The following is a 1,226-nucleotide window of genomic DNA, read 5'->3' as shown; positions in this document are numbered from 1 at the left end:
GGACGGCCCCAGGCTGGCCCGGATGCGGGCCCTGGCGGCGGCCGGACGGGATCCGCAGTACGCGGCCGCCGAGGCCGAGCGGGCGGTGCCCGGGCGGGCGCCGGGGCCCTCGATGGGCTCAACCCGTATTCCGGTGCCTGAGCCGGGGCAGGCGCATGGCACGCTATAGGGGTTCGGGTTTTGAGCGTTTGAGCGTACAGAAGGTACGCGTCGTACGGAACAAGGAGCGGTCAGGTGCAGCGCTGGCGTGGCCTGGAGGAGATCCCCGGTGACTGGGGACGCAGCGTCGTCACCATCGGCTCGTTCGACGGGGTGCACCGCGGGCATCAGCTGATCATCGGGCGGGCGGTCGAGCGGGCCCGCGAACTCGGCCTCCCCTCGGTCGTGGTGACCTTCGACCCGCACCCGCGCGAGGTCATCCGCCCGGGCAGCCACCCGCCGCTGCTCGCGCCGCACCCGCGCCGTGCCGAGCTGATCGCGGAGCTGGGCGTGGACGCGGTGCTGGTGCTTCCGTTCACCACCGAGTTCTCCCAGGAGTCCCCGGAGACCTTCGTCCGCCAGGTGCTGGTGGACGCGCTGCGCGCGCGGGTCGTCATCGAGGGCCCCAACTTCCGGTTCGGGCACCGGGCAGCCGGGGACGTCGCGCTGCTCGGCGAGCTGGGCCGGGCGGACGACTTCGAGGTCGAGGTGATCGACCTCCAGGTGTGCGGCACGGCCGGGGACGGCGAGCCGTTCTCCTCCAGCCTGACCCGCCGGCTGGTCCGGACCGGGGACATGGCCGGTGCCAACGAGGTGCTGGGCCGCCCGCACCGGGTCGAGGGCGTGGTGGTGCGCGGCGCGCAGCGCGGCCGTGAGCTGGGCTACCCGACCGCCAACGTCGAGACCGTGCCGCACAGCGCGATCCCGGCCGACGGCGTGTACGCGGGCTGGCTGACCGCGGACGGCGAGCGGATGCCGGCGGCGATCTCGGTCGGCACCAACCCGACCTTCGACGGCACGGCCCGCACCGTGGAGGCCTACGCCATCGACCGGGTCGGCCTGGACCTGTACGGGCTGCACGTGGCCGTGGACTTCCTGGCCTACCTGCGCGGGATGGAGAAGTTCGACTCCATCGACGCGCTGCTGGACCGGATGGCCGACGACGTCAAGCGGGCCCGCGAGCTGACCGACGGCGTCTGAGCGCCGCGACGGCGGAAGGGCCCACCGACACAGGTCGGTGGGCCCTT

Annotated in this window: 1 protein-coding gene; it reads left to right on the top strand. The window is 73.6% G+C overall.

Features of this window, described 5'->3' with window-relative positions; translation table 11 throughout:
• Positions 1-234: 234 nt before the first annotated feature.
• Positions 235-1,179, top strand: coding sequence for a bifunctional riboflavin kinase/FAD synthetase (locus KS423_RS45735; RefSeq protein ID WP_224285548.1), 945 nt, complete (start codon positions 235-237; stop codon positions 1,177-1,179).
• Positions 1,180-1,226 lie beyond the last annotated feature (47 nt).

The sequence above is a fragment of the Streptomyces sp. LS1784 genome, from assembly GCF_020103755.1.
Lineage (GTDB): Bacteria > Actinomycetota > Actinomycetes > Streptomycetales > Streptomycetaceae > Kitasatospora.
This window is presented reverse-complemented; position numbering and strand designations above follow the sequence as displayed.